This window comes from Chromobacterium sp. INPA-IVC, from assembly GCF_059047085.1.
Genome location: NZ_JBTNLS010000005.1, coordinates 199,561 through 224,190, shown reverse-complemented (window position 1 = coordinate 224,190; position 24,630 = coordinate 199,561). Strand labels below are relative to the sequence as shown.

General features: G+C 62.6%; 21 protein-coding genes. 3 read left to right on the top strand and 18 right to left on the bottom strand.

Features of this window, described 5'->3' with window-relative positions:
• Window positions 1–20: 20 nt before the first annotated feature.
• Together ACX17K_RS10805 and speA are read right to left on the bottom strand one after the other, a co-directional pair.
• Entirely contained in the window at window positions 21–2,096 is a 2,076-nt protein-coding gene (locus ACX17K_RS10805; RefSeq protein WP_493774787.1) for an Ig-like domain-containing protein, read from the bottom strand.
• Between the two features lie 186 nt (window positions 2,097–2,282).
• Window positions 2,283–4,163: an arginine decarboxylase gene (speA, locus tag ACX17K_RS10800; protein ID WP_493774786.1), complete on the bottom strand. Its 1,881-nt coding sequence runs from the start codon at window positions 4,161–4,163 to the stop codon at window positions 2,283–2,285.
• Between the two features lie 470 nt (window positions 4,164–4,633).
• Between speA and astE the strand changes: the two genes are divergently transcribed.
• A complete protein-coding gene (astE, locus tag ACX17K_RS10795) occupies window positions 4,634–5,623 on the top strand; it encodes a succinylglutamate desuccinylase (protein WP_493774785.1) in 990 nt (329 codons plus the stop codon).
• A 63-nt stretch (window positions 5,624–5,686) separates the two neighbouring features.
• Here astE and flgL read toward each other — a convergent pair whose 3' ends face one another.
• Genes flgL through flgB form a run of 11 tightly spaced genes read right to left on the bottom strand, consistent with a single transcriptional unit; the run spans window position 5,687 to window position 15,830 of the window.
• Window positions 5,687–6,622, bottom strand: a complete 936-nt coding sequence (flgL, locus tag ACX17K_RS10790) for a flagellar hook-associated protein FlgL (protein WP_493774784.1) — start codon at window positions 6,620–6,622, stop codon at window positions 5,687–5,689.
• Between the two features lie 25 nt (window positions 6,623–6,647).
• Window positions 6,648–8,462, bottom strand: coding sequence for a flagellar hook-associated protein FlgK (gene flgK / locus ACX17K_RS10785; RefSeq protein ID WP_493774783.1), 1,815 nt, complete (start codon window positions 8,460–8,462; stop codon window positions 6,648–6,650).
• Between the two features lie 50 nt (window positions 8,463–8,512).
• Complete coding sequence (flgJ, locus tag ACX17K_RS10780) at window positions 8,513–9,472, bottom strand: flagellar assembly peptidoglycan hydrolase FlgJ (protein WP_493774782.1); 960 nt, start codon at window positions 9,470–9,472, stop codon at window positions 8,513–8,515.
• Window positions 9,473–9,525: 53 nt separating this feature from the next.
• Window positions 9,526–10,623 (bottom strand): flagellar basal body P-ring protein FlgI, encoded by a 1,098-nt coding sequence (locus tag ACX17K_RS10775; protein ID WP_031296417.1) that lies wholly within the window; start codon window positions 10,621–10,623, stop codon window positions 9,526–9,528.
• Window positions 10,624–10,643: 20 nt separating this feature from the next.
• A complete protein-coding gene (locus tag ACX17K_RS10770) occupies window positions 10,644–11,327 on the bottom strand; it encodes a flagellar basal body L-ring protein FlgH (RefSeq protein WP_493774781.1) in 684 nt (227 codons plus the stop codon).
• 39 nt (window positions 11,328–11,366) lie between these two features.
• Window positions 11,367–12,149 carry a flagellar basal-body rod protein FlgG gene (gene flgG / locus ACX17K_RS10765; RefSeq protein ID WP_493774780.1) on the bottom strand — a complete coding sequence of 261 codons (783 nt, stop codon included), beginning with the start codon at window positions 12,147–12,149 and terminating at the stop codon, window positions 11,367–11,369.
• A 34-nt stretch (window positions 12,150–12,183) separates the two neighbouring features.
• Window positions 12,184–12,924: a flagellar basal body rod protein FlgF gene (locus tag ACX17K_RS10760; RefSeq protein ID WP_493774779.1), complete on the bottom strand. Its 741-nt coding sequence runs from the start codon at window positions 12,922–12,924 to the stop codon at window positions 12,184–12,186.
• 15 nt (window positions 12,925–12,939) lie between these two features.
• Window positions 12,940–14,193 carry a flagellar hook protein FlgE gene (gene flgE / locus ACX17K_RS10755; protein ID WP_493774778.1) on the bottom strand — a complete coding sequence of 418 codons (1,254 nt, stop codon included), beginning with the start codon at window positions 14,191–14,193 and terminating at the stop codon, window positions 12,940–12,942.
• A 39-nt stretch (window positions 14,194–14,232) separates the two neighbouring features.
• Window positions 14,233–14,982 carry a flagellar hook assembly protein FlgD gene (locus tag ACX17K_RS10750; protein ID WP_493774777.1) on the bottom strand — a complete coding sequence of 250 codons (750 nt, stop codon included), beginning with the start codon at window positions 14,980–14,982 and terminating at the stop codon, window positions 14,233–14,235.
• A 20-nt stretch (window positions 14,983–15,002) separates the two neighbouring features.
• Complete coding sequence (flgC, locus tag ACX17K_RS10745; protein ID WP_021477269.1) at window positions 15,003–15,413, bottom strand: flagellar basal body rod protein FlgC; 411 nt, start codon at window positions 15,411–15,413, stop codon at window positions 15,003–15,005.
• A 3-nt stretch (window positions 15,414–15,416) separates the two neighbouring features.
• Window positions 15,417–15,830, bottom strand: coding sequence for a flagellar basal body rod protein FlgB (gene flgB, locus ACX17K_RS10740; RefSeq protein WP_493774776.1), 414 nt, complete (start codon window positions 15,828–15,830; stop codon window positions 15,417–15,419).
• 255 nt (window positions 15,831–16,085) lie between these two features.
• Here flgB and ACX17K_RS10735 point away from each other — a divergent pair, with 255 nt between their 5' ends.
• A complete protein-coding gene (locus ACX17K_RS10735) occupies window positions 16,086–16,883 on the top strand; it encodes a response regulator (protein WP_493774775.1) in 798 nt (265 codons plus the stop codon).
• 104 nt (window positions 16,884–16,987) lie between these two features.
• Here the strand turns inward: ACX17K_RS10735 and ACX17K_RS10730 are convergent, their stop codons facing one another.
• Both ACX17K_RS10730 and ACX17K_RS10725 read right to left on the bottom strand, forming a co-directional pair.
• Window positions 16,988–17,815 (bottom strand): hypothetical protein, encoded by an 828-nt coding sequence (locus ACX17K_RS10730; RefSeq protein ID WP_493774774.1) that lies wholly within the window; start codon window positions 17,813–17,815, stop codon window positions 16,988–16,990.
• Between the two features lie 88 nt (window positions 17,816–17,903).
• Window positions 17,904–18,947 (bottom strand): EAL domain-containing protein, encoded by a 1,044-nt coding sequence (locus tag ACX17K_RS10725; RefSeq protein ID WP_493774773.1) that lies wholly within the window; start codon window positions 18,945–18,947, stop codon window positions 17,904–17,906.
• Window positions 18,948–19,379: 432 nt separating this feature from the next.
• Between ACX17K_RS10725 and ACX17K_RS10720 the strand changes: the two genes are divergently transcribed.
• Window positions 19,380–20,699, top strand: coding sequence for a DEAD/DEAH box helicase (locus tag ACX17K_RS10720; RefSeq protein WP_493774772.1), 1,320 nt, complete (start codon window positions 19,380–19,382; stop codon window positions 20,697–20,699).
• 72 nt (window positions 20,700–20,771) lie between these two features.
• On the opposite strand, the gene ACX17K_RS10715 is transcribed toward ACX17K_RS10720, so the two are convergent.
• Genes ACX17K_RS10715 through ACX17K_RS10705 form a run of 3 tightly spaced genes read right to left on the bottom strand, consistent with a single transcriptional unit; the run spans window position 20,772 to window position 24,475 of the window.
• Window positions 20,772–21,536 carry a hypothetical protein gene (locus ACX17K_RS10715; protein WP_493774771.1) on the bottom strand — a complete coding sequence of 255 codons (765 nt, stop codon included), beginning with the start codon at window positions 21,534–21,536 and terminating at the stop codon, window positions 20,772–20,774.
• 19 nt (window positions 21,537–21,555) lie between these two features.
• Window positions 21,556–23,235, bottom strand: a complete 1,680-nt coding sequence (locus ACX17K_RS10710) for a glycoside hydrolase family 9 protein (RefSeq protein WP_493774770.1) — start codon at window positions 23,233–23,235, stop codon at window positions 21,556–21,558.
• A 28-nt stretch (window positions 23,236–23,263) separates the two neighbouring features.
• On the bottom strand, window positions 23,264–24,475 hold the full coding sequence (locus ACX17K_RS10705; RefSeq protein WP_493774769.1) for an ROK family transcriptional regulator: 1,212 nt from the start codon (window positions 24,473–24,475) through the stop codon (window positions 23,264–23,266).
• Window positions 24,476–24,630 lie beyond the last annotated feature (155 nt).

The following is a 24,630-nucleotide window of genomic DNA, read 5'->3' as shown; positions in this document are numbered from 1 at the left end:
CAAACCACCGGCCGAGTCGATCAATTGCGGTAGATAGTCTGATCGAACAGTCGCAGCCCATCCGGCTGGTGGGTTCTCAGCTGCACTTGGCGGCTACTGCCCGAGGCGGTCAAGGCCTGAAACTGGAATCCCGACGGTGCCGGCACCGTGACGCCACTGGTCTTGGGACCTCCCGTCACCACAGCTGTTCCATCCACGCCGACATTGGGATTCACCGAGGTGTTGGCGCTTAGCGCCGCGACATTCTCCACCGGATAAGCCTGAGGATTGATGGTCCAGCTGACCGGCACACTGCTCTGCATCCCAGCCAAACTCCCTCCAGGCGTCAGGAAGCCGCTGATCACGCTGGCCGCCAAACTGTTCCACTGAACCCTCCCCCCCGACGCCGCCAGCACCACCGGCGTCAGATTCACTGCCGAGCATGAGCCCAGCATGGCGCCGCTTCCGTCGTAAACAGTGAACAGATACGCCGAGAACGGCGGCACGGCGGCATTCAGCGCGGACGGCGTAGTGAACGGCGTGGCGGCATAGTATGGCTTGCTTGGTATATTGGGCGCAGTGGAGCCGCTCTGCTGAATCCAGGACCAGCGGAACAGAGCCGTATCGCTTCCTGTAGTGGCCGCGCTGGTCGGCGCGCTGCCAGGCTGGGTGCCGGCGATCGCCAGGAAGCTAGACGTCCCGGCGACGCTGGACTTCACCAGCCACAGGCCGGCGCTTGGCAAACCTGGGCCTTGCACCCGCACGCTGTTTACGCTGGAAGCGTTGGGCCCTGCTGGATTGAATACGGTAGCCACGCCGCTTTCGTAGAAATTCACCTCGGCGGTGCTGGTTCCCGGCACTGTCGCATCCGCGAAGGAACGGCGGTTCAGCTGCGTTTCGACAAAAGCGGAGTAGCGATTCTGGTTGCCGTACAGCACCCAGCCGCCGCTCCCCTTCTTCGCCACCGTCGATATCGCGCTGGGCGTGCCGTCGCTGAGCAGGAAGGGAAGCCTCACCAGGGCATACGTGGGCGAGCCGCTGAATTGCAGATTGCTGCTATAGCTGATACCGCTTCCCGAACCGCTAACCGTAGCCTGGATGCTGTTGCCGGACGACAGGTTGTACAGCATCAGCACCTGCGGAGGCGCCACTTTCACCGCGCTGCCTTGCGACAAGGCCGTGCCCAGATCCGGGAATTCTGTGGTCAGGCTGGTATAGCCGCTATCCAGGTAACTGGCGTCCAACATGCCGCTGCACGCGCTGGAGCCGGCGCTGCCGCTGTTGATGCAATTCTGCAGCGATGTCTGCAAAGCCGGCAGGCTGCCGCTGCCGCTGAAGATGCCGGCTGGCGGCGGGGACAGCGTGGGCGGCGTGCCGCTACCGGCATTGCTGTTAAGAGGAAAGCCGACGCCCGGGTTGGATTTGCTAGCCAATTGCATGCCGGCGCTGCTGCCGCCATTGCCGCCGACATCGCCGGATATCAACACCACCGCATCCAGCACTGCGTCCAGGCCGCTGCCATTGGCGGCGAACTTGCCGCCGACAGGATCGAAGCCGCTGCTGGAAACCGAGGCCCCTTGCAGGATGCTTCCCAGCGACTGGGCCAATTGCGACGCGGCTGTTTGCAGACTGCCGGCGGTGATTGCGCTCAGATTTCCAGCGCGGTAAGTCGAGCTGCCCTTGACTACATCCAGAGGATTGCCATCGCTGGTCAACAAGGCCACCTGAGCGGTGGTCAGCGTCGTCACATTGGCTACCGCGCTGCCGCCGGCGGCAGGCTGAGATGCCAGCACCGACACCATGGTGCTGATCTGCCCGCTGGGATCGACGGCGGTGATCACGAAAGGCGGCGTGAAATTGGCTGGCGTGTAGCTGATGGTGTAACTGCCGTCGCTGCCGGCTGTGACAGTGCCGACGGTATTGCCGTTGGCATCCACCACAGTAATGGTCGCGCCGGCGAACGGCGCGCCGCTGGCGGCGGTGCCGGCAAGCGAGGCCTGCGATCCGGATGAAGAAGAGCTGGAGGAAGAACCGCCTCCCCCGCAAGAGGCGATGCCCAAGGCCAACGCGAGCGAAACCGCCAGCGGCAGAACGTGCTGCTTGAATCGAATCATCATGGCGACTCCCTGTATCGGTTACCTGCCCCGCCGTCCCAGGAGCGTCCGGACTCGGCATCAAGGCAAGTGGTTCCGGTATAGGCAAACACGCCGGGCCATCCAAGCGAACAGCATACTATCGCGATAAAAACCATATGAAAAAACCGGACTCAAGGCCCGGTTTTTTCATGCTGGCGAGGACGAAAGTCAGACAGCCAGATACGACGACTGCTTCAGGCCGCGGCAGAACTCGGCGAAATACAGGCTGCGCTCTTCCGGGTTCAGATCGCACTCGCGGGTCTTGGCCTCGTAGCGGTTGATCAAGTCCTCCGGCGACAGGTGCACGTAGCGCAGCATGTCTTCGATGGTGTCATGCTCCTCGATGCCGGAAACCTCCAGCTCGCCGCCTTCGCGGACGTAGACGTTGACCGAGTCGGTATCGCCGAACAGATTGTGCATGTCGCCCAGGATTTCCTGATAGGCACCCACCAGGAACACCGCGATCAAGTACTCGTCGCCCTGCTTCACCTCATGCACCGACATGCTGGACTCGATGCTCTGCTGGTCGACGTACTGCTTCAGCTTGCCGTCGGAGTCGCAAGTCAGATCCTGCAGCACCGCGCGGCGGGTCGGCTGCTCGGCCAGGCGATGCACCGGCATGATGGGCAGCACCTGGTCGATGGCCCAGGTATCCGGCAGGCTCTGGAATACCGAGAAGTTGCAGAAGTACTTGTCGGCCAGGCGATCGGTCAGTTCATCGTACACCTGGCGCTGCGAGCGCTGGCTGGCCTGCAGCTGGTTGTGCAGACGGCGGCACAGCGTAGCGTGCAGGTCTTCGGCGAGCGCCTTCTCCTTCAGCGACAGGCGGCCTTCGGCGTACATCTCGCTCACTTCGGACACGCAGTGGCTGGCGCGGTAATAGATCTCGGTGACCAGTTCCTCGTCGTTGAGGTTGGCCAGTTCCACCAGCTTGCGCAGCGGCAGCGACAGCTCTTCCGCGTTCTCGATCGGCGCCACCGTATCGGGCAGACGCTCGACGTCGGTCACGTTCATCAGCAGCACCGCGTGGTGGGCGGTCATCGCGCGGCCGGATTCGGACAGGATGCGCGGATGCGGAATGCCGTTCTCGCCGCAGAATTCGGACAGCATGGACACGATCACATGGGCGTATTCGTCCATGTCGTAGTTGATCGAACTGTCATTGCGCGAGTGGGTGCCGTCGTAATCGACGCCCAGGCCGCCGCCGACATCAACGTGGTCGACCGGCAGGCCCAGCGCGCGCAATTCGGCGAAATAGCGGATCGCTTCGCGGAAACCCAGGCGGTAATCGGCGATATTGGCGATCTGCGAGCCCATGTGGAAGTGCATCAGGCGCACGCAGTCGCCCAAGCCGGCCTCGATCAGCTTGTCGGTGGCCGAGATCAGCTGGCCGGCGGACAGGCCGAACTTGCCCTTCTCGCCGCCGGTATCGGACCACTTGCTGGACGCCAGCGACGACAAGCGCACGCGCAGGCCGATATTCGGGCGCACTTCCAGCTTGCGGGATTCCTCGATCACCAGATCGACTTCGGATTCCTTCTCGATCACGATGAACACCTGGTGGCCCAGACGCTCGCCGATCAGCGCGAGGCGGATGAATTCGCGGTCCTTGTAGCCGTTGCAGACGATGGTGCAACCCTTGGGCGCCAAAGCCAGAACCGCCATCAATTCCGGCTTGGAGCCGGCTTCCAGACCGATGGACACATCCTGAGTGGCGATGATGCTCTTGACCACCGCCTCCTGCTGGTTGACCTTGATCGGATAGATGGCGGTATAACGGTTGCCGTAGCCCTGCTCGGCGATGGCCTTGTCGAAGGCGCCGCACAGACGGGTCACGCGATCCTGCAGAATGTCCGGAAAACGGACCAGAAGGGGCAGATCCAGGCCTTTGCCGCCCAGATCGCTCACCAGGCGATACAGATCGATTTCCTTGCGCTGGCGCACATTGGGACGCACGACGATATTGCCGTTGTCGCCCACATCGAAATAACCAGCCCCCCAATGCCGGATGCCGTACAGGCTCCGGCTATCAGCCACAGACCAAGCCATGAGTTTTCCTCTCAGAACTTATGATGGATAACCCCGCTCCTTAGTGCACGGCTTTCGGGCTCTACAGCTTTTATGTGGGCCTGGGATGTCGGAGCGAAACAGAATGAATTGTCAGTTGTTGCATAGCGCAAACGAGCGCGGATTGTAACAACATCTCGCTGATTGACAAGTAAAAAAATGTACTCGTTCGCATTCGTCCGAATCGATCTCCGCCCCCGCTCCCAAACAGCATCCGCCAGCCGGAAAAATCAAGGCAAGCAAAACAAAGGATTGCGCGCGCGAGCCCGGCCCAGCCATGACATCGGACACTTCCCGCCCCTTCCTCAAGCATGCCAGTTTTTTCGCAAACGACAAGCTTTTTAACCAGATCCGCAACACTCGCAGCCGCCTGCTGCCGCGTCGCGACATGACCGGATAAGCAGCCGCGATTACAATCAGACATCATCCATCGCCAAGCGAACCGCCACGCCATGACGCACACGCCATCCTTCCTGCAGCACGCGCTTTCCGCCCCCACCTCCCCCGTCGAATGGCCGCTGGCCGACGGCCTGGCCGCGCGTTGGCTGGCGCCGGGCTGCGTGGAGCTGAATGGCGGCGCCGTCGAGGCCGACTCGGTATTGCTGTCCTGCGGCGTGCACGGCAACGAGACCGCGCCCATCGAAGTGGTGGACGGCATCCTGCGCGACATCGCCGAAGGCCGGCTGGCGCTGAACTGCCGCCTACTGGTGATGTTCGCCAACCTGGACGCCATCCGGCAGGGCGTCCGCTACGGCAACTACGACATGAACCGCCTGTTCAACGGCGCCCATGCCAAGCAAGCCGGATTGCCTGAGGCGAGCCGCGCCGCGGAGCTGGAAAAGCTGGCCGAAGCCTTCTTCGCGCCGGCGCGCGGACGCCGCCTGCATTACGATCTCCATACCGCCATCCGCGGCTCGGCGTTCGAGAAGTTCGCGATCTACCCTTTCCTGCACGAGCGCGCACACAATCGCGAGCAGCTGGCCTGGATGGGGCAATGCGGAATCGAGGCCGTGCTGCTGCACAGCCAGCCCGCCAACACCTTCAGCTACCATACCAGCCGCCGCTGCGAGGCCGACGCCTTCACCTTGGAACTTGGCAAAGCGCGTCCGTTCGGCCAGAACGATCTGTCGCGCTTCTCCGGCATAGACCGCGCGCTGCGCGCGCTGTTGTCCGCCGAACCAGCCAACAACAACGCGCAAGCGGCGGCACTGCCCCTGTTCCGCGCCAAATACGATCTGATCAAAGTCAGCGAGGCTTTTCGCCTGCACCTTGCGGATGACGTCGAGAATTTCACCGTGCTGCCGGACGGCATGCTGATCGCCGAGGACGGCGATGTCCGCTACGTGGCCAGCGGCGGCGAGGAGCGCATCCTGTTCCCCAACCCCTCGGTGAAGCCTGGGCTGCGCGCCGGCATCGTGGTGGAGCCCGCCAGCTTGGGCTGAGCGCGCCGGAATGCGCAAAAGAAAACGGGCCGCGACGCGGCCCGTTTTCTTTCAAGAGATGGATCAGCTGGAAATGTAATTGAACAAGGACAACTGCGCGACCTGGGCATAGGTCTTCTGCGTGTATTGCAGCGAAGTCTGAGTCTGGGTGAACTGGGAAATCGCCTGGGCCATATCCAGGTCCTGCAAGGAGCTGATGCCGGTGTTGTACTGCAGGTTCAGGTTGTCGCTCATGCTCTGCAGATTCGAGTTTTCCTGCTCGCGCGCGCCCACCGACGCCAAGCCAATATTCATCTGCTGGGTCGCATCGCTCATCTGATTGATGATGCTATTTATCTGCGTCGAGAAATTGGCCGGCTTGGGATTCTGACCCAGCAGATTGTACAGATTGATCACCGAATCGAAAGCAGCGGTGGGACTGCCGCCGCTCGCCAATGAACCGAATACAGTATTGCCCGGATCGGAAATCGTCATGATCCGCGAGGCGCTGACCTGCACGCTGCGCTGGCCATCGTCGCCGTTGTAGGCGATGGTCGGCGGATTGTTCGATAAATCCAGCGCAAAAGGCGGCGTATTGATTTGATTGCCGCTGAATAGATAGCTGCCGTTGCCGTCGGTCGCGTTGCCGTAGCCCACCAGCTCAGACAAGCCTTCCTTCACCGTCTTCTGAATCGCCTGCAGCTGCGTGGTGGACAAGGCGCCGTCGCCGGCATAGATCGCCTGGCCTTTCAGCGAATTCATCAGGTCGATCGCGCTTTTCAGCGAGGTATCGGAATACGACAACCAGCTCTGCACCGCCTGGGTATTGGCTTTATATTGCGTATTCTGGCCGCTGGAAGTGTTCAGCAGCTCGATGCGCGCGGCGGCGACCGGGTCGTCCGACGGGGTGACCACGCGCTTCTGGTAGTCGATCTGCGTGTTCACCTGAACCAGCTGAGCCTGCAGGTTCGACATATTGTTCACGCCAGATTGATATAGCGTTGCCGAGCTGATGCGCATCGCCGCTCTCCTTCAAATAATAGCTTCAGGACATGATGTTCAGAATGCTGGAAAAGGTGCTTTGCGCAATCTGGATCACCTTGCTGCAAGCCTGATAGGATTGCTGGTATTTGATCAGATTAGCGGCTTCCTGATCCAAAGTCACGCCGGAGTAGTTCGAGTTGTTGGTGGTAGCCTGTTCCAAGGTTTTCTGCGCGGCGGCATTCATCTGCCCAACCGCGTAACCCTGGTTGCCGGCAGAGGCCACCATGGAGCTGTAATAAACCTGATAGGACTGATTGTTCACCAGATTGATGTTCTGCTGAGCCGTCAGTTGCAGCAGATTGCTGTTGTCGCCGGATGCCTTCAAATTGGGCGCGCCCACCGTAGCCGGCCCCACGGTAAAGCTTTGGCCAAGATCCGGCGTGCCGGACAACTGGAAGCCGACGCCGACATCGACAGGCGGCACCGCCGTCGTTTGCAGTTTGTAGCTGTTGGGTTGACCGGTGATGGCCACCACATTGTAGGGACCGCCGCCATTGGTACCGACAATATTGGCGGTCATGGTCACCGGCGACGTTGCTGACGCCGTGATCGTCATGCTGGTCATGCCGCTGGACGGGTGGGTCGCGCTGGTCGGAAACGGCAAGGTAGGGGGCGAGCCATTGATGGCGCCCGCATAGGTGCCGGGCAGCGAGGACCACGCACCAGTCATCGTCACGCCGCTGGTGCCGCCAGTCGTACCCGTCGGCACCATATTGGAGGTGGTCGCCAGTGCCTTTGGGTCGCCCATCACAACCTGGAACTGCCCCGCCGCATACTGAGGATTGGCCGCATAGGACGACAAGTCCTGGAAAATCGGCCCGCCTTTTTGCGCGTTGTAATCCAGACCCAGCGAGTTCTGATAATTCATCGCCGCCGAGAAATTAATCGCCAGCGTGCCCAACTGGTTCTGGGTCTGCAAAAGCGTCCCATCGCGGAAATTGAGCAAGCCGCCCAACTGGCCGCTGCCCAGAACGCTATTGGGCAGGATGATGGGCGAGCCGCCGGACGGATTGACAAAGCCGACCTGGCGATTGGTATTGTTGTTGGGATCGGCCTGCGTGGTCAGCTGATTGACCGTTCCGCCGATCACAAGGGTTTGGCCGCTGCCGATGCTGACCGTGTAGGAACCGTCGCTGGCGACAGATACTGTGGCGCCCACCATATTGTTCAACTGCAACACCGCCTGATCGCGCGCATCCAGCAGCGCATTCGGTTGCGCCTGGGGGGCGGATGGATTGCCGCCGGTGGCGGCGCCGATTTTCTGGTTCAAATCGGCAATTTGCTGCCCCAGGGCGTTAATGTTCTGCACCGTGGTGTCGATCTGGCTGTTGATGCCCTGCTGCATCTGCACCAGCTGGGTGTTCATCGAAGTTATCGATGTAGCCAGCGCCTGCGCCATGCTCAACACGTTCTGGCGAATCGGCAGCGACGCCGGCTGCTGCGACAGCGTCTGCAGCGCGCCGAAGAACGACTGTATGGCCGGATTCGGACTCTGCGTCGAATTGGCGATGGTGTTGTTGATCTGGTTCAGCTGCTGCAGCTGGGAGGAATAAAAGCTGCTGTTGGACTGCGCGTTCTGTGCCTGCGTGGATAGGTACTGGCTATAGGTGCGCAGCACATTGGTGGCGTCGACGCCCTGCCCCAGATAACCGAAACCCGCGTTCTGAGGCTGGCGGTTGGCCTGAGTCAGATACTCGACGTTGTAGCCCGGCGTGGCGGCATTGGCGATGTTGTTGCTCGTCACCGACAACGCGTTCTGAGCGACGTTTAGGCCGCTCAGGCCGATACTGAATATGTCCGCTCCGACGATTGCCATGATTATCCCCTATCCTGCCGTCCTTATCGGCTGTTTGCGCCAAAACTTGATCAAGTTTTGGCGACTTGTTGCGCCAGACTGGCTGCCACATCCACCAACTTGCGCGCATAGCGCGGATCGGTGGCGTAGCCGCCCGCCTGCAGCCCCTGGGCAAATCCATACATGTTTTGCCCTTGGTTCAACACGTTCTTGTAACGCGAAGAACCCTTGAGCACGCTGGCGTAATCGGAAAACGCCTCGGCATAAGAGCCGTAGGAGCGGAAGGTTTCCATCCGCTTCTGCGGCGCGCCGCCCACGTACTCGGTAGTCATGACGGTGGTGGTCTTGCCCTGCCAGTCGGAACCGGCCTTGATGCCGAACAGGTTGTGGCTGTCCGAACCATCGCCGTTGCGTATCGTGCGCTTGCCCCAACCGCTCTCCAGCGCCGCATGCGCCACCACGCACTCGGGCGCCACGCCCAACTGCTGCGCCGCCCCGCGGGCATGCGGCAACAAGCCGCTGACGAAACTCTTGCCGCCGCCTGCTTGCTGAGCAGGCTGCTGCGCCAAGCTGGCCACCGCGCCGTCTGCCTCGGACTGCGCGCTCCGGTAAGCCTGCAACATGCGCTGCCCGGCTGGCTGGACCATCAACGCGGGGCCTGCCTGGCGATGCACCAGCGCGGTCTTGTCCTCATCCGGGCTGAAACCGGACTGCTTGGCGATCTGGCGGTAGATCATGTCCCCCAGCCCCAGGCCGCCATTGGCGCTCATTGCCTGGATCATTTGCTGGTCGGCCAAGCCGCGAAAGGTGTCCATGCTGTTGGACTCGTCCGAATCGTCGAACTTGGTTTCGCGCATGGCCTTCAACATATTGCCCATCAGCAGCGACTCAAACTGAGCGGCAGTCTCCCGCGCGGCGGCCTTGGGGTCCGAAGCGGCCTTGGCGCGCAGGCTGCGCAGATGGCTCGGATCCGCCGCCAATTGGTGGCTGAGCGCGTCCTGCGGCAGGACAGACTGGAATTTAGCGGTCATCGATCACTCCTCGCCGCATAAAAAGCAACAATCGTGCCATGGCAGCGCGAAACTTAGATGATCTGCAAATCGGCCTTCAGCGAACCCGCCGATTTCATTGCCTGCAAGATGGAAATCAGATCCTGCGGCGTAGCGCCCAAGGCATTGAGCGCATTCACCACCTGCGACAGATTGGCGCCGCCCTTCAGGCCCACCACCTTGCCGCTGGTGCTGTTGATGGTGATTTCAGCCTGGTTGGTGACGACGGTCTTGCCGCCGGACAAGGGGTTGGGCTGACTCACCTGCGGCGTGTTGTTGACAGTGACGGACAGATTGCCGTGCGACACCGCGCAGGAGCTCAACGTCACCGCCTGGTTCATCACGATGGAGCCGGTGCGGGCATTGATGATGACCAGCGGGGAAAGATCTGCCGGATCGACGGCAATATTTTCCATCCGCGACAGGAATTGCACGCGTTGATTGCTGTCGAACGGCGCCCTTACCTCGATCAGCCGGCCATCCACCGCGCGGGCGGTATCGGAGCCGAACACTTTGTTGATGGCCTGCACCGCGCGGTTGGCGGTGGTGAAGTCCGCCTCCTGCAGCTCAAGATGGATGAATTCGCCGTCTCCCAGCGCGGTCTGCACTTCCCGCTCCACCGTGGCGCCGCCTGGAATCCGGCCCACGCTCAACTGGTTGATCTGCGTGGAGCTGCCGCCGGCCGACGCGCCGGCGCCGCCCACCACGACATTGCCCTGGGCCATCGCGTAGATCTGGCCATCCGCGCCCTTGAGCGGAGACAGCAGCAGCGTGCCGCCGCGCAAGCTCTTGGCGTCGCCGATGGACGACGCCGTGATGTCGATCGCCTGGCCGCGCTTGGCGAACGGCGGCAAGGTGGCGGTCAGCGTCACCGCGGCCACGTTCTTGGGGTCGATCTTGGTGCCCGGCGGGACTTGAACGCCCAGCTGGTTCAGCATATTGGTCATCGCCTGGCCGGTGAACGGCGAGGAGGTCACCTTGTCGCCGCTGCCATCCAGGCCCACCACCAGGCCATAGCCGATCAGCTGGTTGGGGCGCACGCCGCCGATATTGGCGATATCCTTCAAGCGCTGCGCCGACAAGGCCGGCAGCGAGGCCAGCAACAGGCTGGCCAGCACGATCCATTTCTTCATCATCCCATCCCTCGCCGCGCTCAAATCGGCAACAGCGACATGAAAATCTTGGACAACCAACCCGGCTCGTTGTACAGCCGGTTGTTGCCCTTGGTTTGCTGCTCGATGCGCGCGTCCGCCACCTTCAGCGACGAGACAGTGCGATCCGGGGCGACATCGCGCGGGTTGACCACGCCGGACAGGCGGATGGACTCGGTATCGCTGTTGATGCGCACCTGCTTCTCGCCGCTGACCACCAGATTGCCATTGGCCAGCATGTCGATCACCGTCACGGTGATGGAGCTGACGAAGGTGGTGGCGACCTGATTATTGCCCTTGCCGGTATTGTTGGCGGTGCCCGAGCTGTTGAAGTTAGTGCCGCCCAAGCCGCTGGCCAATCCGCTGGGCAGGAAGGGAATCTTCACCCCCGCTGTGATGTTCGAGGTCAAGCCGGAAGTGCGGGTGTCGGTGGTCTGCTCGGATTGCGACGTGGAGGAATTCTCCTGGATCGTGATCTGCAGCGTATCGCCCACCTGCACCGGCATCGAATCCTGGAACATCGGCCGATAGCTGGCCGCCTGGAAGATGGCGCCGTTGGCCGGCAGGCCCATCGCCCGCGGCTGCGGCTTGGCCGTAGTCGGACCCTGCACCAGCGGCGGCTCCTGCACCACGCATCCCGTCAGCAACGCCGCCGCGGACAGCAAAATCGCCAGATTGGTTTTCATCGCCCTACTCCCGTCATGCCGGCCGCGCTCGGCCCATCGTTACATATTGCTCAGTTTTTGCAGCATCTGGTCGGCAGTGGTCACCGCGCGCGAATTCATCTCGAACGAGCGCTGGGCGGTGATCATATTGACCAGTTCCTCGGTCACGTTGACGTTGGACATCTCCAGAAAACCGGACCGGATCGAACCCCGGTTGTCGGTCTGCGCGTCGCCATCCTGCGGATCGCCGGACGCCGCGGTTTGCAGATACAGGTTGCCGCCCGTGCTTTCCAGACCCTGGGGATTGATGAAGGTGGTCAGCAGAATGGTGCCCGCCGTCTGCGGCGCGGTGGCGCCGGGCAGCGTGTACTGCACCACGCCGGCAGTCGACACGGTGATTTGCGTCGCATTGGCCGGAATATTGATATTCGGGTTCATCGGGTAACCCATAGCGGTCACCACATCGCCATTGGCGTTGCGCTGGAATTCGCCGTCGCGGGTATACGCGGTGGTGCCGTTGGGCAGCTGGACGCGGAAGAAGCCATCGCCGTCGATCTGCATGTCCAGCGGCTGCGTGGTTTGCGTCGGAATGCCCTGGGCGTGGATGCGGGCGGTGGCGACGGCGGCGGCGCCGGTGCCGATCTGCAGGCCCGAGGGCAAGGTGCTGCCGTTGGCGAGTTGTCCGCCCGGCTGGCGCAGGGTCTGATAGTACAGTTCCTCGAATACGCCGCGACTGCGCTTGAAGCCTATGGTGTTGACGTTGGCCAAGTTGTTGGACACCACGTCCAGCTGAAACTGGCTGGCATCCATGCCGGTCTTGGCGATATACAGTGCGCGCATCATGGCGTTTTACCTTGTTCTTTCTTCCGCCCCGGCATCAGCTCGAGGACAGCAACTGCGCAGCCTGCTGGTCGTTCTGCTGCGAGGTTTGCATCATTTTGATATTGAGTTCGTACTGGCGGCCATGTGAGATCATCTGCACCAGCGCCTCCACCGAATTGACGTTGGACGACTCCAGCGACTCCGGCACCAACTTGACGTCGGCGCTGGCCGGCAGCGTGCCGCCGCCATTGACGTGGAACAGGCCGTCCTCGCCCTTGTACACATCCTTGGGGCCGGGATTGACCATCTTGATCTGCCCCACCAGCTGCGGCGCGCGGTTGGCGCCGGTCAGCGGCGCCGCCATCACGGAACCGTCCTGGCCCAGTTGGACCTGGGTGCCAGCAGGCACCGTGATCGGACCGCCGTCGCCCATGATGACCAGCCCGGTGCGGGTATGCATCAGGCCATTGGCGTCCAGCACGTAACCGCCGTCGCGGGTGTACGATTCCTGCCCGTCCGCGCCCTGCACCGCGAAGAAGCCCGGCGAGCCGAGCGCGAAATCCGATGGGTTCCCGGTATGCTGCAAAGCGCCCTGGCTGGCGTCGAAGCCGATGGTGTTGTCGACGACATACGTCCGGGTCGGCGTGCCGTCGCCGATCACCGGAAGCGCCCGGTACGCCGCCAGATCTGCCTTGAAAGCGTTGGTGTTGACGTTGGCCAGATTGTTCGCGGTGGTCGCCTGCTGCCAAGCTTCGTGCTTGGCGCCGGTCATCGCGAGGTACAGCACTCTATCCATGCTTCAATCCGCCGCTTAGATGTTCAACAAGGTTTGGATCAGCGTGTCCTGCGTCTTGATCGTTTGCGCGTTGGCCTGGTAGTAGCGCTGCGCGGTGATCATGTTCACCAGTTCGTTGGTCAGGTTGACGTTGGAATCCTCCACCTGGCCGGACGACAGCGTGCCGGCGTTACCCGCGCCAGGATTATTGATCGTCGGCGAACCGGAATTGCCGGTCTGGGCCCACATATTGCCGCCGATATCCTGCAAGCCCTGCGGATTGACGAAGGTCGACAGCGCCACCTGGCCGATGGTCTTGGTCTGGCTATTGGAGAAGCTGGCCTGAATCAGCCCGTTGGCGGAAATATTCACGCTCTGCAACGTGCCCGGCGAGGTGCCGTCCTGGATTTGCGGCGACAAGGTGCCGAACTGCTGGTTGTTCTGCACGGAATTGCTGAAATCGACGGTCACGGTCTGCGGGATCGCCGAGCCATTCACCGGGGTGGTGGTGAACGTGAGCGGCACCGGCGTGAAGGGGGAAGGGGTCAGGTTGCCGCTGGTGTCGAAATTCAGGGAGAAGCTTGCGCCGCCGCCGGTCGTAGTCGTCGGCTTGCCGTCTACATAGGCATTGACCGTCCAGGTGTTGCCGGTGGCGGCGGACGATGTCAGCGAGTAATAGAACACCATCTGGTGCGGATTGCCCAGGCTGTCGAATACCTGCACGGTATTCGGCCAGTTATACGACGTGGGGTCCGCCGGATTGTTCAAGGGCGAGCCGGTGGGCGTTTTTTGATTGGAGTTCAACTGCACCGGCATGCTCAGCTTGCTCGTGGCGTGCGGCGCGATAGACGTGGTCGTCAGTTGCAGATTGCCGACCGGCCCTTGGGAAACATTCCCGCTCGAATTCGCCGTCCAACCCTGGACAAAATTGCCGGCCGAGTTGACCAAGTAACCTTGGTTATTGACCTGGAACTGGCCGTTGCGGGTATAAGCCTGCGTGCCGTTGGGCAAGCCCATGATGAAGAAGCCGGCATTATTGATCGCCAGGTCCAGGCTGCGGCCGGTGGAGTCCAGGTTACCGTTGCCCATGTTCTGCGTCACCGCCTGCACCTGGGTACCGATGCCAGGTGTGGTGGCGGTGATGCCGTACAGGCTGTTGCCGTAGAGATCGGCAAACTCGGTGCGCGAGCTCTTGAAACCGACGGTATTGGCGTTGGCCACGTTGTTGCCTATGGTGTCCAGCTGCACGGACGCCGCGTTCAGACCACTCAGACCTTGTTGAAAGCCCATCTCAACTACTCCTCATCAAGCTTTATTCGGCAACGTGCTTCAGGACATCTGCGCGACATTGGACAACGGCACCAGGTTGTTGCCCGGCAGCACCAGCATCGGCGTGCCGTTGGCCCAGGACACCGCCTGGACCTGCTGGGTGTTGTAGGCCGTGGCGGTGGTGTTGCCGGACGAGCTGGACTGCGCCACCTTGACCTGGAAGGTATAGGTGCCGCCGGCCGGCAGCTGGTTGTTGTTGGCGTCTTTGCCATCCCAGCTGAAGGTTGTCAGCCCCGTGCCCGGGTTTTGCAGCGGCACCGTATCCACCAGATTGCCGTTCTGATCCAGCACATTGACCTGCACCGAAGCGGCGGGTCCGTTCAGCAGCACGCCCGCCTGAGTTGTCTGGCCGGCGGCCGGCGCGGTCAGGGTGTTGCCGGCCACCATCACGTTCTTGCCTATCATGCTGGAGGCCATCAGCGACTGGGTGGCGCTCTGCGCGGATACCATCTGCTGCATGGTCTGGTTCAGGGTCTGCAGACCCGCTACCTGGCTGATCTGGGCCATCTGGCTGGTCAGCTGGCTGTTGTCCATCGGATTCAGCGGATCCTGCGCGTTCAGCTGCGCGGTCAGCAGGGTCAGGAAATTGTTCTGCAGGCTTTGCGCGCTGGTGGCGGACAAAGAGCCGCTGCCGCTGCCGCTCGAGCCATTGGCCGTCTGGACGCTGCTGGCGCCAGGCGTGGTCTGGCTGTTCAGCGAATTGAAATTGAACGCGTTGCCGGTGGTGCTGTTGGTCGCTGCGGTAGTCATGGCGTCACCCTTTACCTGGTTTACTGGCCGAGCTGCAGCGTCTTCTGCAGCAGCGTCTTGGCGGTGTTCATCATTTCAACGTTGTTCTGGTAGGCGCGAGAGGCGGCGATCATGTCCGCCATCTCCTCCACCACGTTGACGTTGGGCATGGTCACGTAGCCGCGCTCGTCGGCCAGCGGATTGCCCGGTTCATACTTCAGCCTCGGCGGCGATTGGTCTTCCACCACCGACGTCACGCGCACGCCGGCCACCTGCGGCTGGGCGTTGTCCACCGGAATCGCGGTGAACACCACGTGGCGCCCCTTGTAAGGCTGGCCGGTCGAACTGGTGGCGCTTTCCGCATTGGCCAGGTTGCTGGCCACCACGTTGAGCCGCATCGACTGCGCCGACAGCGCCGAACCCGAAATATTGAAGAGATTGGACAATGACATTTATCAGCCTCCCGTGCCGCTGCCCTGGATCGCCGAGCTCAGCCCGCTGATCTTCTTGTTGAGGAAAGCCAGCGTGGTCTGATACTGCAAGGCGTTGTCGGCGAAAGCGCCGCGCTCCACGTCCATGTCCACCGTGTTGCCGTCCAGGCTGGGCTGCACCGCGCTGCGATACTGCAGCGGCGTGCCGGAACCGTCGCCGGTCTGGTTGGCGATGTGGCGCGCGTCGGTCTGGGCCAGCTTCAGTTGCCCCTGCTTGTCCACCTGCGCTTGCAGCGCGGACTTGAAATCGAAATCCACCGCCTTGTAATACGGCGTTTCAGCGTTCGCGATGTTGCTGCCTATCACTTCTGCGCGATAGGACTGCAAATTCAGCGCGCGCTGCTGAAAATCGAAATAGTGGGCAATCTTGTCTAGCATTGGGCAATCTCCTCGCTGGCCTACGCTAAAGCACGAAGTGTGCCAGCGCTTGAAAGCCGCGCAAAGCCAAGTTTTCACGCTGATTCGGCCGCAAGCGGCAAGTTTGCCGGCCGGACGCGGCGCGAGCGGCGGCAAAACTTGCCGCCCCGAACCAGGCCCATCCTCATCAAGCCATTTGAGGATTTTGCTTGCCGGCCCATCCAAATCGTGCCAAACCGACAATAATGTAAATAAGTAGAATGTCGGAGCAGAGCGATGCTGGCTTTGGAACAACTGCTGATCTCATTGGCCGAGCCCTCCCAGGTGCAGGCGCAAATCATCACCAAGGCGCTGGAAGCGATGGGCGCCGCCCAGATAGAAGTCCACCCTTCCGGCCGCGAGCTGATAGAGCAGGCCCGGCAAAGGCGGCCGAACCTGATCATCAGCGCCTACCACCTGCCTGACATCACGGGCGCGGAGCTGGTCAGGGAGCTGCGGGAAAGCGATGATCTGTACGATGTGCCCTTCATCCTGATCTCCAGCGAAACCAACCCGGAAAGACTGGAAACGATACGCCAGGCCGGCAGCCTGGCCATTCTGCCCAAGCCGTTCACGCCGGAGGAATTCGACCTGGCGATGCAATCGGTGATGAGTTTTCTCAACTGCCCCAGCCTGGGCGCCGAAATCGATTCCGACATGGCGCTGATGAACGTGCTCATCGTCGACGACAGCAGCACTTCGCGCCATCACATCCGGCAGGTGCTGGAAAAGCTGGGCTTCGAGCATTTCTGCGAGGCGGCCAGCAGCGAGGCGGCCATACCGTATCTGGAACAGGAGCCGTTCAAGCTCATCATCACCGATTACCACATGCCGGGCATGGACGGGCTGGACTTCGCCCGCCACGTCCGCAGCAGCGGCCTCCAGCCGGACGCCCCGGTGATGATGATCACCAGCGACAGCGACAATATCGGCCAGAGCGATCTGGAAGACGCCGGCATCGCCGCCTGCTGCCAGAAGCCTTTCGACATGGAAAAGATGCGCGAGCTGATCCGCACCTTGCTCAACGAGTACTGACACCCGCGTAATCGGCGCCCCAAAAAAAAACGCCCGGCTCAACCGGGCGTTTCATCTCCTCGGCAAGCGCTTCCACGCCGCCGGGCAAGGCCTGCTCGCCAAGCTCAGCGCGGCGCCACCCATACCAGGCGCGAATGCGCCTTGTCCGCGCCGAAAGACTGGCGGCGCCAGTAACCCTGGCTCGTGTATTCGGCGCCATCGGCCAGTTCCGGCACCCGGCAGAAAGTCACCTCGCCGAAGCCGGACTTCAACAGCTGGCTGCGCGCCTTCTGCCGGGTCTTGACGCACGAGGGATGCGCGGCTTCCGCCACCCACTCCGCCGGCGCGGAAGCCTCCCAGCCCTTGGCCAGCTCCAGCTTGGGCTGGGTCATCATCGCCAGGCCGTTCAATACGGCGGACAGCAGCCCCTGCCAATCGGCGGCTACACCTTCCAGCTGCGGCGCCAGCTCGCCCGGGTACTCCACCCGCGCCAACTCCACCTGGTCCGCCGCCTGCAGCCAGTTGACTCCATCCGGCGCGAAACCCATCCGCACCATCGTCAGCAGCAGGGCGCGGCGTTCCGGCTGATGCGCGATGAAGGCCCCGCCCTCGCCCGGCACATGCAGGAAGAAGGCTGCGGCGGGCAGATTCAGCGTATCGGGCAGGTTCGACGGCTGCCGGGTGCTGGCCAAGGCGGCCGCCAGCGCGCCATCCAGATGGGACACCACGCGCCCGTGGCGAGCGAAGTGGCCCCAGGCCTCGGCCAACGCCAATTCGCAGACAATGGTGGCCTGCGGAATCTCGAACACTTGCGCCGCGCGCTCCAACTCGCGCTTGATCACATCCTTCATCTGCGCCCGCGCCTCGGCGGCCTGGACCGTCTGGGCATACAGCTGCCCCACTCGCTTGGCCCAGGGCCGGGTGGCGGCGTAGCGTTGCACGGCGTATTCCATGCCACTGCTTCCTTCGAAATAAAAAGGGCCGCATTGTAGCAAACGCGGCCCCATGCCCCAACCCATCCCCCAAACCCGCTCCTGGCCTCTAACGGCCGCCGCCCTTTCGCCGCATCGGCGACCGGTCCTGAATCACTCCGGAGTACAGCCACTGCCGGAAGTGGTTCAGCGCCATCGGCTTGCCGAAATAAAACCCCTGCAACAACTCGAATCCACTCGCATTCAGATAATTCTGCTGGCCCGCGGTCTCCACGCCCTTGACGATCACGCTCACGCCCAACTGGCGGGCCGACGGCAACAGTCCGTCCAGCACATTGCCGCGCAGCGTGTCCTGCCCCAATGCGGAGGCGAAGCCTTTTTCCACCTTCAGATAATCAAAATCCCAGCGCCGCAGATAGTCCTTGTCGGCATAACCGGAGCCAAAGTCGTCCAGGGCCAGCTTCACGCCCTCCCGCTTGAGCCTTCGGATCACGTCCTGCGCGCCGGACGCCTCGCTCAATGGCGTCTGCTCTGAAATTTCCAGCACCAACGCCGCCTGCTTGGCCCGCAGCATCTCCAGCATTTCCCGGCAATCGTCGGCCAGCTCCGGCATAGCCAGATGCTCGCCGGCGATGTTGACGCCGACGATGAAGCCCGGCGGCAAGGCCACCTGGCGCAACTCGCTAGCCGCCCGCTTAAGCAGGTAGCGGGTCAGCGGCACGATCAAACCCGCCTCCGTCGCCTCCTGGATGAACAGATCCGCCCGCACATTGCCCTGCATCGGATGACGCCATCGCGCCAGCACTTCCGCGCCGACGCAGTCTCCGCCCGCGGCGGTGACGATAGGCTGGTAATGGACGAAGAATTCCCGATTGCGTATGCCTTCCAGTATTTCCCAGTCGCTGGCGCTGCGCACGCCCGCGCCGCGCAGCAGCCAGCCGGCAAACATCGCCCCGGCCAGCACGGCCAGAATCCCCACTTCCGCGCCGAGCGTCCATCCGCGCCAGTCCGGCGGATCAAAGCCCGCCCGGCCTAGCCACCAAGGCAGGAACAGCGCCGGCAGCGCGCACGCCAGCACCGCCAGCGCATACACCGGCGCGGCGCCCGCCCCGGCCGCCCGCCGCGACAGCCACACAGCCAACTTCCGCCCCATCCGCATCCGCCCGCCCCAGCTTGCTGTCTTATAGTGCAGTGTAGCGAGCAGCGATGGCTTCGCCAGCCCAGCTGCCGCCCGCGCGGATCGACCACTGGCTATTTTTGCGGATAGTCCAAATCAAGACACAAACAATCAAATACTTATCCGGCCATTTTTCAAAAAACTGTTGCCTTGCGGCTGTAATTAATGTACAGTCCGGCCTCTTGTAATTTCACCGGGCAAACCCACACCACGCCTCTGCCCGAGTGTGTTTTCATCGTCCCTGACCCTTTACCAGGCTTCGTCCAAGCAATAATGTCGCTTTCGACTGGACCGCTGTTCGCCGCTTGCCAGGTTAGTGCCGATGAGTTGCGGCCCAAAGGCGCCGTATAACCGCCACGAAATCTGGCTATAAGTGACGCCGGCATCATCCGGCCTGAAAGGACATACATGAATTTTTCCGATCTGGGCATCGCCCCGACCATCCTGCGCGCTCTGGAAGCTGCTGGCTACACCTCCCCGACCTCGGTTCAAGCTGAAGCCGTTCCGGCCGCCATCGCTGGCCGCGACCTGCTGGTATCCGCTCAAACCGGCAGCGGCAAGACCGCAGCCTTCCTGCTGCCGGCGCTGACCAAGCTGTCCGAGCGCTCCACCGGCAAGGGCCAGGGCCCGCGCGTGCTGGTATTGACCCCGACTCGCGAACTGGCTCAGCAAGTTGAGAAGAACGCGCTGGAATACGGCAAGGACCTGCGCTGGATGAAGACCGCCTGCCTGGTGGGCGGCTCCTCCTTCGGCTTCCAGATTCGCGCCCTGTCCCGCCCGATCGATCTGATCGTGGCCACTCCGGGCCGTCTGATGGACCACATGCGCTCTGGCCGCATCGACTTCTCCCGCCTGGAAATGCTGGTGCTGGACGAAGCCGACCGCATGCTGGACATGGGTTTCATCGACGACATCGAAGCCATCGTCAAGGCTACGCCGGAATCGCGCCAGACCGTGCTGTTCTCCGCCACGCTGGACGGCATCGTCGGCCGCATGGCTGAAAAGATGACCCGCGATCCGCAGCGCATCGAGATCGCCCGCACCGAAACCTCGGGCGGCACCATCGACGAGCACCTGCTGTACGCGGATGACCTGAACCACAAGCATCGCCTGCTGGATCACATCCTGAAGGAATCCGGCTTCGACCAGTGCGTTATCTTCTCCGCCACCAAGGCGTATACCGAAGAGCTGGCCGACAAGCTGTCCGATCAGGGCTACTCCGCCGCCTGCCTGCACGGCGACATGCCGCAAAGCTGGCGCAATCGCACCCTGAACGACCTGCGTCGCGGTCGCATCAAGGTGTTGGTTGCCACCGACGTGGCCGCCCGCGGCATCGACGTGCCGACCATCACCCACGTGGTGAACTTCGACCTGCCGAAGCAAGCTGAAGACTACGTGCACCGCATCGGCCGTACCGGCCGCGCCGGCCGCGACGGCACTGCCATCACCCTGGCGGAAGCGAAAGAGTCGCACAAAGTGCGCCGCATCGAGCAATACCTGAAGCGTTCCATCGCCGAAGGCGTGATCGAAGGCATGGAGCCGACCCGTCGCCCGTCCAAGGGCGGCCCGCGTCGCAACGGCAAGCCGGGTGGTTACGGCGATCGTCGCGGCAATGGCGGCGGCAGCCGCGGCGGCTATCAGGGCAATCGCCGCGAAGGCGGTTACCAAGGCCAGCGCCGCGAAGGCGGCTATCAAGGCAACCGCGGTCCGCGCACCAACGCGCAGTAACCGGGCTTTGAAATAAAAAAACGGCGGGGATTCCCGCCGTTTTTCATTTTCCGCGCCGTCCAGCTCATGCCATTACGGCTTGGAAGCGTTGGACACGCCGCATTGCAGGATGGTATGCGCCTGATCCCAGCCGCCGTTGGGCAGGCCTTGGCTGTTATATTGCGTCGCCCCCATGAAGATGCCCTTGCCGCTGGTGCCCCACATGCTGCTTGGAAACGGGATCAGTTGATTGATCTTGGACATCGGAGACACGCCCTGGCCTCCAGCCGTGAAGGAAATGTCGCCGCTGAAAACAATGCGGCCGGACGCGGGAGTGGCGTAGTTGTAACCGTGCTGAACTTCGCCGCTGATGATCAGCGCCTTATCCTTGAATTCGATGCTGGTCACGCCCCTGCCGGACCACTGCGCGCCATTGAAATCCCCCCAGGAGCCACTAGCGGTAAATCCAACCAGATTGATGGTCTTGGTTACCCGGTAGCCATTCACATTCCCCGCGATCGTCAGAACATTGGGAGTTTGAGCTGCGATGTAGTTAATGTTGGCATTGGTGCCGCGAAAATCGAAACCCTCTCCCACAATCGCATAGTTGGTATCACAAAATCCCGGCTGTTCGGCATGGGCGGACGCGCTCAACGCGCCAAGCGCGCTGATGGCGGCGGCGATCACGGCGCCTTTTCTCATCACGGTTTTAAGCATTGTCATTGTTACCTTCAAAATTTTTGTAAGCATTCCTGTGAAACAGGAATGCACAGCATGGTCAATCATGACAAATAAAATGTCAAAGGTATTTATTTCAATATTGACAATATCAATGTCATTACAAAGCTGTTTCCCCAATTCCTGAGCAACTTCCCAATCATCGCAGCCATGCCTGTCGCTGCGCCAATGCCAGCATCAACCAAGCGCCATGCGGCAGCCATTGCTCGCTCCAGCGCCATGACTGACTGATGTCAGTCTGCTCCGGCAGCAGGAAGGCGACGCCGTCGCCCCTTCCCGGCTCGGCGGTGACGCCGTTGCAAACCCCGCCGGGCGCGTTGTAATAGCCCGGCTCGTAGCGCGGATTGTTTCGCCCACGCCCCTGCCACATGCAAACGTCGAATGGATTGCGGCCCAATACCCAGTCCACTGCGGCCTGGGCGTAAGCGCCGAGACCATCAGCCAATTCCGGCCAACGCGCCGCGCCGCGCCAGGCGGCTGCGGCCAGCGAGCCCAGCCGCGCGTTCTCGCCCTGCCACCAATAGCCGCTGGCGTTGCGCTGCGGCATGAAAAAACGCGCGCCTTCGATCTCGCCCGCCTGCCTCACCCATTGCCGCGGATAACCGAAAGGGTTGCTCCCCGCGCTGCGGGCCAACTCGCCTCGCAGCCCTAGCTTCCATCCCCGCTCCACGGCTTCTGCGCAAGGGCCGTCCGGCAAGATTTCCAGGTAGCGCGCCAGCGCCATATAGGGCAGGCCTGCATCGGACGCGTGACAGAAACTGCGGCTTTGCCGGCCGTCCAGCCAGAACCAGCCGTCGCCGTGCTGCCGGGCCAGCAAACGGGCCGCGCGCTCCGCCGCCGCGTCGGCGTAATCGCTGTCGCCGCAGGCCGCGTACAGTTCGCAGGCGGCCAGCAGCGCGCAGTAGTCGTCGATCAGGTTTTCCTCGCCGTCCGGCAGATAATCGCGGCCATGCTCCCGCAGATGAGCGAAACCCTGCCGCGCAGCCGCCAGATATTCGGCCCGATCGCTCTCGCCGTCGCGCGGCAGCGTCGACGCCGCAGCCAGCGCCGCCACCGCCATGCCGCCACCCTGGCGCCAGCCCGCCTGGAAAGCCGAAGATCGCACGCCCTGCTGCGTGGAATAGGCGCACAGGCTGCGTCGGCCCTCGTCCTTGCTCCAGCCATCGAACAGGGTCTGGTAAAAGAAGCCCGATTCATGCTGCATCCGCAGCAGGAAATCGGCGCCATGCAGCGCCTCGTCAACCAGGCGCTCGTCGAACCACTTGCCCTGCTGCGGCAAGGCTTGCCGCGCCTGGATCAGGCTCCAGACCAGCAGCGGCGTCTGCTGGGGGTTCAGATAATTGGCGTAGGACAAGTGGCTCAGGTACTTGGAGCAATCGCCGGAGGCGTCGAACCACCCCCCATGCGCGTCGCGCCGCGCGTCACCGCCCTCTTCCGGCACCGCGCGGTCGGCCTGATCGTACAGGCCGCTGCAGCGCTGCGACTTGAAATAGAACACCAGATCCGACAACAGCGCCGGCCCGTACAGGCTGTCCGCCACCTCGAACGGCGCCGACACCAAGGGCGGCGCGCTGCCTTCCAGCCACAGCTGGTAGCGCCCGGGCTTGGTCAATTCGTCGAGATCCGCGCGCCAATAGTGATCGTCGCCCCAGCTGCTCACGCCTCCCTGCGCCCGCAACGGCGCGCGCATCACCACCTTGCCGGCGGCATCCAGCACCGCCGCGCCATCGACCGCCGCGCCGGCCTCCGCCTGCAGCAATATCGGCTTGGCCGCCTTTCGCTCGAAACCCAGATGATTGAACAGAAACCGCATCGCCATCGTCGCCCTCCAGTCTGATTCCGCGCGCTCAGCGCCGCCCGCCCTTCAGCAAAACCTCGTATTGCGGATTGAATTCGTCGAACACCAGCAAGGCCGCCGCCCCCAGCGCCACCACGTCGCGGCCGGCGCTGCCCTGCCGCACGCGCTCTCCGCTGCTGCTGCGCACCGACAGCGGTAACGGATGCAGCCGCGCCATCAGGGCCTCCTGCCAGACTGGCGGCAGCAATCCGCCCAGTACCACCGCGTCGATGTCCAGCATGGATTCCAGGATATTGATCGCCTGCCGCAGCGGCCCGGCCGCGGCGTCCAGCCAGCGCTCTCCGGCGGCGTCTATCCCCCGCGCGGCCAGATGCTCCGGCGTGGCGAGCGGTCCGCCGGCGATGCCCAGTTCCTCGTACAGCGCCTGCAGCGATACGTAGCGCTCCAGACAGCCGAGGTTGCCGCAATCGCAAGGCCGGCCGGCCGGCACCACCATCATGTGCCCCACTTCGCCGGCGTTGCGCCGGCCGCCGGTGTACAGACGGCCATCCAGGAACAGGCCGGCGCCCAGGCCGGCGCCGATGAACAGGTAAACGAAATTGCGCAGCTCGCTGGCCATGCCGTACAGCCGCTCGCCTATCGCCGCCGCGGTGGCGTCCTTTTCCAGCAGCACCGGCAGGCCCAATGCCCGCTCCAGCGCCGCCGCGTCCACGCCCTCCCATCCCGGCAGCGTCGTCGGCCCCACCGAGGTCATCCCCTCCACGCCGAACGGCCCCGGCATCACCAGGCCCAAGCCCAGCAATCTCCCCCAGTCCAGGCCGGACTCCCGTCTCAGCCGCTGCAGCAGATCCGAGATCAACGGCAGCGCTTCATCCGGCGACGGGCGACTCACCGGCGCCTCCAGCCTGGCCCGCACCCGGCCCGACAAATCCAGCGCCAAGGCCACCAGCATCTGGTGATCCAGTTGCATCCCCACCGCGTAGGCGCCGTCAGGATTGAGGGTAAGAGGAATGGCGGGCTGTCCGCGCGCGCCCTCGCGCAAAGGCTGGCCCGCCAGCAACATGCCGGCGTTCAGCAGCTCGGCGGCGATATTGGACACCGTCTGCGGCGTCAGCGCGGTCAGCCGGGCCAGATCCGCCCGGGTCAATTGGCCGTTCAGACGCACGGTTTCCAGCACCGCGCGTCGATTATGCGAGCGGGCGTATTCGAGATTGGTGCCCGACACCGTGCGCGGCTCGGCGGCTGATGATGTTTTCTTCATAAAACGGAAGTATGACGGCGGCGCACCGGCCAAACAAGCCATTGTCATTGAATGGCACTTAAATAAATCAAGTTGACGAAATAAAATTCGAATGCTTTACTGGTGAAAATTCAAATGTCATCATTCGAACGAGGCGGGCCGCAAGCCCGGCAAGC

Excerpts from the sequence above, each read along its gene's own strand:
- ACX17K_RS10805 (WP_493774787.1), bottom strand. The coding sequence starts at position 2,096 with ATGATGATTCGATTCAAGCAGCACGTTCTGCCGCTGGCGGTTTCGCTC.
- speA (WP_493774786.1), bottom strand. The coding sequence starts at position 4,163 with ATGGCTTGGTCTGTGGCTGATAGCCGGAGCCTGTACGGCATCCGGCAT.
- astE (WP_493774785.1), top strand. The coding sequence starts at position 4,634 with ATGACGCACACGCCATCCTTCCTGCAGCACGCGCTTTCCGCCCCCACC.
- flgL (WP_493774784.1), bottom strand. The coding sequence starts at position 6,622 with ATGCGCATCAGCTCGGCAACGCTATATCAATCTGGCGTGAACAATATG.
- flgK (WP_493774783.1), bottom strand. The coding sequence starts at position 8,462 with ATGGCAATCGTCGGAGCGGACATATTCAGTATCGGCCTGAGCGGCCTA.
- flgJ (WP_493774782.1), bottom strand. The coding sequence starts at position 9,472 with ATGACCGCTAAATTCCAGTCTGTCCTGCCGCAGGACGCGCTCAGCCAC.
- ACX17K_RS10775 (WP_031296417.1), bottom strand. The coding sequence starts at position 10,623 with ATGAAGAAATGGATCGTGCTGGCCAGCCTGTTGCTGGCCTCGCTGCCG.
- ACX17K_RS10770 (WP_493774781.1), bottom strand. The coding sequence starts at position 11,327 with ATGAAAACCAATCTGGCGATTTTGCTGTCCGCGGCGGCGTTGCTGACG.
- flgG (WP_493774780.1), bottom strand. The coding sequence starts at position 12,149 with ATGATGCGCGCACTGTATATCGCCAAGACCGGCATGGATGCCAGCCAG.
- ACX17K_RS10760 (WP_493774779.1), bottom strand. The coding sequence starts at position 12,924 with ATGGATAGAGTGCTGTACCTCGCGATGACCGGCGCCAAGCACGAAGCT.
- flgE (WP_493774778.1), bottom strand. The coding sequence starts at position 14,193 with ATGGGCTTTCAACAAGGTCTGAGTGGTCTGAACGCGGCGTCCGTGCAG.
- ACX17K_RS10750 (WP_493774777.1), bottom strand. The coding sequence starts at position 14,982 with ATGACTACCGCAGCGACCAACAGCACCACCGGCAACGCGTTCAATTTC.
- flgC (WP_021477269.1), bottom strand. The coding sequence starts at position 15,413 with ATGTCATTGTCCAATCTCTTCAATATTTCGGGTTCGGCGCTGTCGGCG.
- flgB (WP_493774776.1), bottom strand. The coding sequence starts at position 15,830 with ATGCTAGACAAGATTGCCCACTATTTCGATTTTCAGCAGCGCGCGCTG.
- ACX17K_RS10735 (WP_493774775.1), top strand. The coding sequence starts at position 16,086 with ATGCTGGCTTTGGAACAACTGCTGATCTCATTGGCCGAGCCCTCCCAG.
- ACX17K_RS10730 (WP_493774774.1), bottom strand. The coding sequence starts at position 17,815 with ATGGAATACGCCGTGCAACGCTACGCCGCCACCCGGCCCTGGGCCAAG.
- ACX17K_RS10725 (WP_493774773.1), bottom strand. The coding sequence starts at position 18,947 with ATGGGGCGGAAGTTGGCTGTGTGGCTGTCGCGGCGGGCGGCCGGGGCG.
- ACX17K_RS10720 (WP_493774772.1), top strand. The coding sequence starts at position 19,380 with ATGAATTTTTCCGATCTGGGCATCGCCCCGACCATCCTGCGCGCTCTG.
- ACX17K_RS10710 (WP_493774770.1), bottom strand. The coding sequence starts at position 23,235 with ATGGCGATGCGGTTTCTGTTCAATCATCTGGGTTTCGAGCGAAAGGCG.
- ACX17K_RS10705 (WP_493774769.1), bottom strand. The coding sequence starts at position 24,475 with ATGAAGAAAACATCATCAGCCGCCGAGCCGCGCACGGTGTCGGGCACC.